Genomic DNA, 9,427 nt, shown 5'->3' on the forward strand with positions numbered 1-9,427 from the left:
CTTTAGTTTTTTAATTATTGAATGACTGTGAATAAAATTCAATAATTCAGTCATTCAATAATTCAATAATTGCTTACCTGCTTGTGTAATTAGGGGCTTCTTTAGTTTTTTAATTATTGAATGACTGTGAATAAAATTCAATAATTCAGTCATTCAATAATTCAATAATTGCTTACCTGCTTGTGTAATTAGGAGCCTCCTTAGTAATGGTAATATCGTGCGGGTGGCTTTCGCGCATGCCGGCTGCGGTTATGCGTACAAATTTGGCGCGTTGCAGATCTTCTATATTGGCGGCACCACAGTAGTGCATGCCGGCGCGTAAACCGCCAATGTACTGGAATATTACTTCGCCCATGTTGCCTTTAAATGGCACACGGCCTACAATGCCTTCAGGTACCAGTTTAGTTACCACATCGGTTTCGTCCTGGAAATAACGGTCCTTCGATCCTTTTGCCATGGCCTCAACCGAACCCATACCGCGGTACGATTTAAACTTACGGCCTTCATATATAATAGTTTCGCCCGGTGATTCTTCCACACCTGCAAACAGTGAGCCTGCCATGATAGAGCTTGCACCGGCTGCAATAGCCTTTACAATGTCGCCGGTTTGTTTGATACCACCATCGGCAATAACCGGGATGCCACGGCCTTCTAATGCTTTAGCACACTCGTAAACGGCGTATAGCTGTGGTACACCCACACCTGCAATAATACGGGTAGTACAAATTGAACCCGGACCAATACCTACTTTAACGGCATCGGCGCCAGCATCTGCAAGGGCAATAGCCGCATCGCCTGTGGCAATGTTACCGGCAATAACCTGCAGGTTTGGATGCAAAGCTTTAATAGCTTTCACCATATCAATAACCCCTTTGCTGTGGCCGTGGGCTGTATCAACAGTAACCACATCAACACCGGCATTTACCAGGGCGGTTACGCGGTCGATATTGTCGGCAGCAACGCCTACGGCGGCGCCTACACGCAGGCGACCAAACTCGTCTTTACAGGCATTGGGGAAGTTTTTAACCTTCTGAATGTCTTTGTATGTAATTAAGCCTACCAGCTTACCATTGGTATTTACAACCGGTAACTTTTCAATTTTATTGCTTTGCAGTATCGCTGCAGCTTCGGTAAGTGTAGTGCCTTCGGGAGCCGTGATCAGGTTGATTTTGGTCATTACCGAGCTAACGGGAACGCTCATATCTTTTTGGAAACGCAGATCGCGGTTGGTGATAATACCTTTAAGGCGATGATCGGCATCAATTACCGGGATACCACCGATGCTAAACTCCTTCATGATCTGGAATGCATCTGCAAGCAGGGCATCTTCCAGCAAAGTAACAGGATCCTGGATCATGCCGCTTTCAGATCGTTTAACTTTACGAACTTCATCGGCCTGGGCCTGTATGGTCATATTTTTATGCAGCATACCTATACCACCCGCCTGGGCAATGGCAATAGCCAGGCCAGATTCGGTAACAGTATCCATAGCTGCCGAAATAATGGGAATGTTTAAACGGATGTTTTTTGTTAACCAGCTGCTGGTGTTAACATCGCGCGGTAATACTTCTGAATAAGCGGGGAGTAGTAAAACGTCGTCGTAAGTTAATCCTTCGGCAACAAATTTAGATGGGTCTAACTGCATAGCAAATAATTATTTTGGAGTTATTATTTGCCGGGCAAAGCTAACTTTTTATTTCGGATTTCGGAATTGAGATTTCGGAATTATTTAAAAATTGCCTTTCTGTGATATTTGGGGAAATTTCGAATTTCGGATGTTCGATTTCGGAATTAAAGACCGAAATCCGAAATCGAACATCCGAAATCCCAAATCAAAAATTAATACTTGCCCACTATCACTTTATAGAAACGATCAAAGTGGAAATATTTATTGGCTAATTCCAATAACCTTGCCGAGTCGACACTTTTTACGGTGGCGGCATACCTATCGTAATAATCATAGTCCAAACCGGCAAAATAGATGCTCTTGAATTTATCGGCATGCGAAAACACATTCTCCAGGCTGCCTAACAGCGAACCTAACATGTAGTTGCGTACCAATGAAAGCTCCTCGTCGGGGATCAGTTCGGTTTTCAGGATATTGATTTCCTTTTCAATTTCGGCAAGGGCTGGTTTGCAAACATCTGCACCAACCTCGGTGGCTACAAAGAATGATCCGCCTTGCTTAAATGAGCCCAAGCCCGAGCCAATACCATACGTGTAACCTTTATCCTCGCGGATGTTGGCCATCAACCTCGACCCGAAATAGCCACCCAAAACCGTATTCAATACCTGCAATTGCTGAAAATCCGGATGGTTGCGGTTAATCATTGGTGTACCTATCCTAATAGCTGATTGCAAGGCTTCGGGCTTTTCAGTAAAGTAAAACAACTCTGTAGCCGGTACAATTTCCGGTTGGGTAGTATCGGCGGGTTTATCGCCGTTAACCCAGCCTTTATCAAAGGTATCCGTAATAAGCGTTAAAGTTTCCGGTTCAATTTTACCTGAAATAATAATGGTGCAATTTGATGGCTGGTATTGCTCTTTATAATGCGCAGCCAATTCATCGCGCTGTAGGGCTTTATAATTATCAAAGCTTGCACCCACCCCGTATATGGTATCGCCATAAACGGCCTTGTTAAAATTGCGGCGGCCAACAACATCATTTTTTTGCAGGCTAACCTGTAGTTTTTGCTGCTGGTTGCGTTTAAAGGTTTCCAATTCCTTCTCGGGGAAGGTTGAGTTGGTTAAAATATCAACAATAACGGGCAAGGTATGGTGCAGGTGCTTGTTAAGGCTGTACAATACAACCTGCGAGTTTTCGTACCCGTATTCAACCTGCAAAAAGGCACCGTAAAAATCAACCTTATCGGCAATCTGGGCCGCTGTTAGCGTGCTGGTACCTTCGGTAAGCATGGTATTTACGGCCATGTTTAACAGCGGCAGCGCCGGGTTAAAACGCAGGTTGCCAAAAATCCATTCTATACGTACCAATTCCTGGTCGCCGGAGTTAAAGCAAAATATATTACAGCCGTTATCGAGCTTTTTATGCGCGGGGCGTATCAGGTTTATATTATCGATAGCCTTAAAATCGGGGGCTAATGTTCTATCTATTGTGGTCATTGGTCGGTGTCATTAGTCATTGGTTCTTTTCTGAACCTGAATTCGTCGAATTAAAGAATGGCCGGAATTAAGAAGAAATAAATTCAAAAAATTCCTTAATTCGACGAATTCAGGTTCAGACAAACTCCAATTCTGTTAATTCTCTAATTCTGAAAACAGCGTAGCTTTCTTGAACTCCATCAAGATAAACTCGCCGTGAAAACTTCTGATTCAGAAACTTCTGCTTTCTCGGCCAGGTATATCAGCGTTGATGAATTATCTTTCCTGAATATCTTGTTGGCAGCTTCTTTGATCTGCGCAGGGGTTACTGCCAGGTATTTGGCGGTTTCCTGGTTCAGCAGGTCGGCATCGCCCAGCAACTCAAACGAGGCCAGGTTCATGGCTTTATCCAACAGCGACATTTCAGAAAACACCATGGTCGATTCGGTTTTGTTTTGCACCTTGGTTAATTCATCAGCCGGGATATCGGTGGCTTTTACTTTTTCCAACTCATCCCAAAACGCGGCTTCGGCCTGCTCAATGCTAACGTTTTCCAGGGGTTTTCCCTCTAACACAAACATACCTTTATCCAGGCTGCCGGTAATATAGGCATGTACCTCGCTAAAAATTTGCTTATCCTGCACCAAACTGCGGTACAAACGTGAGGAGTGCCCACGCGAAAGGATATCGCTCAGTAGTTCCACCGGGTAATAATCATCATCCAGCCTTGCTCCCATCTGGAAGGCGATGTACACATCGTTCAACGGTACTTTGGCGGTAACCGTTTCGCGGCGTTCGTCATGCTGTTCGGGCTCCTGCGGCAGGTTGCGTGTGTATTTATCGCCGGCGGGGATTGGGCCAAACCATTTTTCGGAGAGTTTTTTCACCTCTTCGGTTGTGATATTGCCCCCAACTACCATAATGGCATTTTGCGGGTTATAATGTTTTTTAAAGAATGCTTTCACATCCTCAATTTTGGCATCCTCGATGTGCTTGATGGTTTTACCAATGGTAGCCCAACGGTACGCGTGCTGTTTATAAACCAACGGGCGCAGCTTTAGCCAAACATCGCCGTAAGGCTGGTTAAGGTAACGCTGCTTAAACTCCTCTATTACCACGTTGCGCTGCACCTCAAGGCTTTTCTCGCTAAAAGCGAGGTTTAACATGCGGTCGCTCTCCAGCCAAAATGCTGTTTCGATATTGGCCGATGGCAGGGTGATGTAATAGTTTGTGATATCGTTACTGGTAAAAGCATTGTTTTCGCCCCCTACCCTTTGCAGTGGCTCATCGTAGCTGGGAATATTTACAGATCCGCCGAACATCAGGTGTTCAAACAAATGAGCAAAGCCGGTTTGCTCGGGATCTTCGTCGCGTGCACCAACATCATACAGAATGTTGAGCACTGCCATAGGCGTGGTATTATCTTCATGAACAATAACCCGGAGGCCATTATCCAGTGTAAACCGGTTGAATTTAACCATGGATAGTTCTTATTTTAACAAAGCAAATGTAAAACTTTTGACGACAATCGGGGAGGAGAGTCAAGAATTAAGAGTCAAGAATCAAGATGGAAGAAAACGGGCACGCAGCAGCGGGTACAAAAGGCACCGTTAACTGATAAAAAAACGACCGCGAATTTCCTTTGAATAAGGCACTTCGCGATCGTGGTAAAGGTAACGTTAGTTTTCTTGTATATTATTCAAACCAGGCCATCACCACTTCTTTTGTGGGCATGGTAATGTCCAGTTTTAATTTTTTACGCATACCGCCAAGGTCGTTAAATACTTTGTTGGGGTTGCCGGCTTTTAGTTCTTCTACGGTGTTAAAACCCATTTTATTTAACACGGGCACCCACTCGACAGGTACGCCAATGTTTATAAAATCTTCGGCTGTAACAACTTTGGCTTTTTTCTCGGGGCGCATCTGCGGGAAGAACAATACTTCCTGGATGGTGCTCTGGTTGGTCATCAGCATCACCAACCTGTCGATACCAATACCAAGGCCCGATGTTGGCGGCATACCGTATTCCAGGGCGCGTAAAAAGTCGTCGTCCATGGCCATGGCTTCATCATCGCCCCTGCCCGCAAGTATCAACTGCTCCTCTAAGCGCTCGCGCTGGTCAATCGGGTCATTTAACTCCGAGTAGGCGTTGGCTATTTCTTTACCATTTACAAACAGCTCAAAACGCTCTACCAGGCCATCTTTGGTACGATGTTTTTTGGCAAGCGGGGTCATTTCGATTGGGTAATCGGTAATGTAAGTTGGCTGGATCAAGTTATGCTCAACCTTGGCGCTGAAGATCTCGTCAATCAGCTTGCCTTTGCCCATAGTTGGGTTAACTTCTATTTTCAGTTCGGCACAGGTAGCGCGCAAAGCGGCTTCATCCATAGCCGATACATCTATCCCTGTATATTTCAGGATAGAATCGTACATGGATAATTTTTCGTACGGACCGGCAAAGTTGATTTCGTTGCTGCCCACCTGCACCACGGGAATACCATGAACAGCTTTGGCAACGGTTTCTAAACATTCTTCAACCATGGCCATCATCCATATATAGTCTTTATAGGCTACATAAATTTCCATGGCAGTAAATTCCGGGTTATGGGTACGGTCCATACCCTCGTTACGGAACATTTTACCAAACTCATATACACCATCAAAACCAGCAACAATAAGGCGTTTCAGGTAAAGCTCATTGGCTATGCGCAAAAACAATGGCATATCCAGCGTATTATGATGTGTAGCAAACGGACGAGCCGCTGCACCGCCATGCACCGGCTGCAGTATGGGAGTTTCAACCTCCATCCACCCCTGCGCGTTAAAATAATTACGCATGCTGCTGATTACTTTGGACCGGTTGATGAATATTTGTTTGTAGGCCGGATTAACCGTTAAATCAACATAACGCTGGCGGTAACGCAACTCAGGGTCTGTAAAGCCATCATGAATGGTTCCGTCGTCCTCCCGCTTAACAACCGGTAGCGGTTTAAGCGATTTGGAAAGCACAATCAATTCGCGAACGTGGACCGAAATCTCGCCTGTTTGCGTTAAAAACACATAGCCTTTAATGCCTATGTAATCGCCTATGTCAAGCAGTTTTTTAAATACGGTGTTGTATAAAGTTTTATCCTCATCGGGGCAAATATCATCGCGTTTCAGGTATACCTGGATACGGCCGGTTGAATCCTGGATCTCGGCAAACGATGCGTTGCCCATAATACGACGGGTCATGATACGGCCTGCAATAACTACATTTTGGTAGGCCTCGGGTTTTATTGCAAAATTATCGGTAATATCCTGTGCCCAGGCGTTAACATCAAATGCTTCGGCGGGGTACGGGTTTATGCCCAGTTCCCTTAATTTTTGTAAAGATTCGCGGCGGATAATTTCCTGCTCGGATAGTGCAATACTCATGTTTTGAACGGTATTTTTAATAAAGGTGCAAAAATAGCGTTTTTAATGGTTTTGTAAGACCGTAGAGACGCAATATTTTGCGTCTCCTGCCAGATGAGGAAATTTGCAGAACTCAATTTGCATGATTGATTTGAATATCGGAGACGCAAAATATTGCGTCTCTACAACGAAAACCTTTTTTCTAACTCAAAAACAACATACATTAGCAAACCAATTATCTGATATCGTGAAAAAACTACCGTTGTTAATTTCGTGCTTATTAACATTATCCTATAGCGCATTTGCGCAGGATACCACCAACCTTTACAACGCCGGCACCAAAGCTGTGTTAATTGCCAAACAATTCTCGTTTACCGAGGGACCGGCGGTTGACAAAAAAGGTAATGTATTTTTTACAGATCAGCCCAACAACAAGATCTGGAAGTATAGCACAGATGGCAAACTATCTGTTTTTATGGATAGCGCCGGCCGCAGTAACGGGATGGATTTTGACAGCAAAGGTAACCTGATCAGCTGTGCCGATGGCAAAAATGAACTTTGGTCTATCAGCCCCAAAGGAAAAATAGAAGTATTGCTTACCGGCTATAAAGGGCAAATATTTAACGGACCAAATGACGTTTGGGTAAGGCCCGATGGCGGGCTGTATATTACCGACCCCTATTATCAACGCGACTATTGGACACACAAAAAGCCCCAACTTGACGGCCAAAAGCTTTATTACCTGGCCAAAGGCAAACACGAAGCGGTTATGGTTGACGATAAATTTAAGCAGCCGAATGGTATAGTAGGCACTGCCGATGGCAAACATCTTTTTGTAGCCGATATAGGCGATAACAAAACCTATCGCTATGATATCAATAAAGACGGCTCATTAAGCGATAAAATGCTTTTTACCTCGCAGGGATCAGACGGGATGACGATTGACGAACTGGGCGACATATACCTTACCGGCAAAGGCGTTACCATTTTTAATGCAAAAGGCGAAAAAATTGGCCACATTGATATTGATGAACCCTGGACGGCCAACATTTGTTTCAGCGGTAAAAACCGGGATGTATTATTTATAACTGCGTCAAAGGCGGTGTATACGTTTCAGATGAAAGTAAAAGGGACCAATTAAGTCGGAAGTCTTAAGCCGTGAGTCTTAAGCCGGATTTAGTTCTTTTGACTTGAAATTTAGGGCTTTCGACTATATATTAAAGTACTATGCTTTCTGTTGTAATATAGATATAATTTGCTGCTGCTCGCCGTTGCTGAGCAAATCACCTTCGTAGTGCCACGGACCCGACTGTGGAAAATAGATTACGCCTAAATAATCCGGATTATCCTCATCGGCTAAAGTGGGGCCATCGCCATCAATCTCCATTTCTTCCGTAAACAGCATTGACTCATTGTCGACCGAAGTTTTATAAATTTTATATACACCCGTATCGGCAAGATCATGTTCCAATACCGGTTCGATGATAATGTTTCGTGAACTGCCGTCGGCGTGCTTTAAATCTGCGTAGACCGGATTTTTCATAAGCTAAGAAATTTCATAGTATTACAAAAAGAGGCTGTGTTTTGTTTGGCTATAAGGGCAAACTTGGTTGGAGTATAAAATCAGCCGTTCCTACTTCTATCTATTCCGAGAGAAGGGTTACGGGTTTGACGAACGATTGCAATAATGACAACTTTTCTTGCCGGTTGATCAACCATGAAATGTATTGCGAAAGGAAACACGTCGGTAAAAGCTGTCCTTATGTTCTGATACTTAATTTCGTATCAAAGGGGATTTTTTTGCAGTCTGCTTATACTTTGTTTTACTTCCCGTTCAAATTCTTTTTCCAAGCCAGCTTTCTGATTTTTATACCCTTCTCTTGCTTAAATCAGATCTGCCTTTACAATACCGAAATACGATAAACTATATTTCATTTTTATTTATCCAACTCGTCAAACAAGGTTTCAATTGGATGAATATCATTGGGATTATTTTTCAAGGACTCAAGTCGGGCATCTATCAAATCCTTATGCCATTGAGGTATTTGATTATCTATATTATCCACGTCAGGATATTTGCTTTTTATCATCTCCCATTCTTTGATAGGGACCTGAACAGCGGTAACTTGTCCTTTTTTGTCAGAAATATATTGTACAGTCATGTTACCAAATTTAAAGATTATTCCAAAAGCAATCAAGAAGATGCGGATTTATAATTAAAAACCATTAGAAACAAGAAGCGCCCTCTGATGGGCAGGGGCGCGTTCTAACCAATTATAAACCTAAATTATGAGAAGAGCTGTAAGGGAGGTCTCGAACCTTCTGGTGCTGCCGTTCAGCGCCTTACAAATACTACACTGCAAATATACAACACATCTTTTATTTTGCAAATATTTTAAGTAAAAAAGTCAACTATTAACAATTTAATAATATAATAACAGTTTAACTGCGATATTGATAAATAAATAATTGTCATTTAAACACATTATTTGCCTGTATATCAATATGTTCATTTAACGCAATAATAATACCAATAGTGCCCTACGATTAAAATATTTTGAGTATTTGTTGGTTATGTTGATGACTTTTGCAGATTTTGACGTGATTTATTAAAAACCACGTCTTTATCAGATAAAAAACTGTAATAACCCTGCTTCAAGGCAGCATGCTTTTGTACTTTAAGCAGCACAAATAGTTCTTAATGAACTACTAACTGCATCGAATTGGGAAAATTTTGCCCTGTCGAACACAACAAAGAGGCTGTATCATAAATCATGATCAGCCTCTTTTTTATTATTAATGGTTTATTGCTATAAAATCAATTAGTTATCTATGGTTTTATTTGTTTTAACAATCTGATTTTCATATATTTAAAGTATAGATATATGAGATATGGCAATCAGACAACCTGTTTTCAAACACTATGATC

General features: G+C 42.7%; 7 protein-coding genes. 1 reads left to right on the forward strand and 6 read right to left on the reverse strand.

The features are described 5' to 3' along the window. Positions 1-172: 172 nt before the first annotated feature. The 4 genes from guaB to lysS all read right to left on the reverse strand — a co-directional run bounded on the left by guaB (position 173) and on the right by lysS (position 6,519). Entirely contained in the window at positions 173-1,645 is a 1,473-nt protein-coding gene (gene guaB, locus AC1DV1_RS30740) for an IMP dehydrogenase (protein ID WP_477368486.1), read from the reverse strand. A 194-nt stretch (positions 1,646-1,839) separates the two neighbouring features. After that, positions 1,840-3,123 (reverse strand): M16 family metallopeptidase, encoded by a 1,284-nt coding sequence (locus tag AC1DV1_RS30745; protein WP_477368489.1) that lies wholly within the window; start codon positions 3,121-3,123, stop codon positions 1,840-1,842. A 179-nt stretch (positions 3,124-3,302) separates the two neighbouring features. Continuing rightward, entirely contained in the window at positions 3,303-4,583 is a 1,281-nt protein-coding gene (locus AC1DV1_RS30750; RefSeq protein ID WP_477368493.1) for a M16 family metallopeptidase, read from the reverse strand. 214 nt (positions 4,584-4,797) lie between these two features. Continuing rightward, positions 4,798-6,519, reverse strand: coding sequence for a lysine--tRNA ligase (lysS, locus tag AC1DV1_RS30755; protein WP_477368496.1), 1,722 nt, complete (start codon positions 6,517-6,519; stop codon positions 4,798-4,800). 226 nt (positions 6,520-6,745) lie between these two features. Between lysS and AC1DV1_RS30760 the strand changes: the two genes are divergently transcribed. Further along, positions 6,746-7,639 carry an SMP-30/gluconolactonase/LRE family protein gene (locus AC1DV1_RS30760; RefSeq protein WP_477368499.1) on the forward strand — a complete coding sequence of 298 codons (894 nt, stop codon included), beginning with the start codon at positions 6,746-6,748 and terminating at the stop codon, positions 7,637-7,639. A gap of 84 nt (positions 7,640-7,723) precedes the next feature. Here AC1DV1_RS30760 and AC1DV1_RS30765 read toward each other — a convergent pair whose 3' ends face one another. Then, positions 7,724-8,041, reverse strand: coding sequence for a hypothetical protein (locus AC1DV1_RS30765; RefSeq protein WP_477368502.1), 318 nt, complete (start codon positions 8,039-8,041; stop codon positions 7,724-7,726). A gap of 394 nt (positions 8,042-8,435) precedes the next feature. Further along, on the reverse strand, positions 8,436-8,660 hold the full coding sequence (locus AC1DV1_RS30770; RefSeq protein WP_477368505.1) for a hypothetical protein: 225 nt from the start codon (positions 8,658-8,660) through the stop codon (positions 8,436-8,438). Between the last annotated feature and the right edge of the window lie 767 nt (positions 8,661-9,427).

It is taken from the genome of Mucilaginibacter sp. P4_D1 (genome assembly GCF_056401935.1).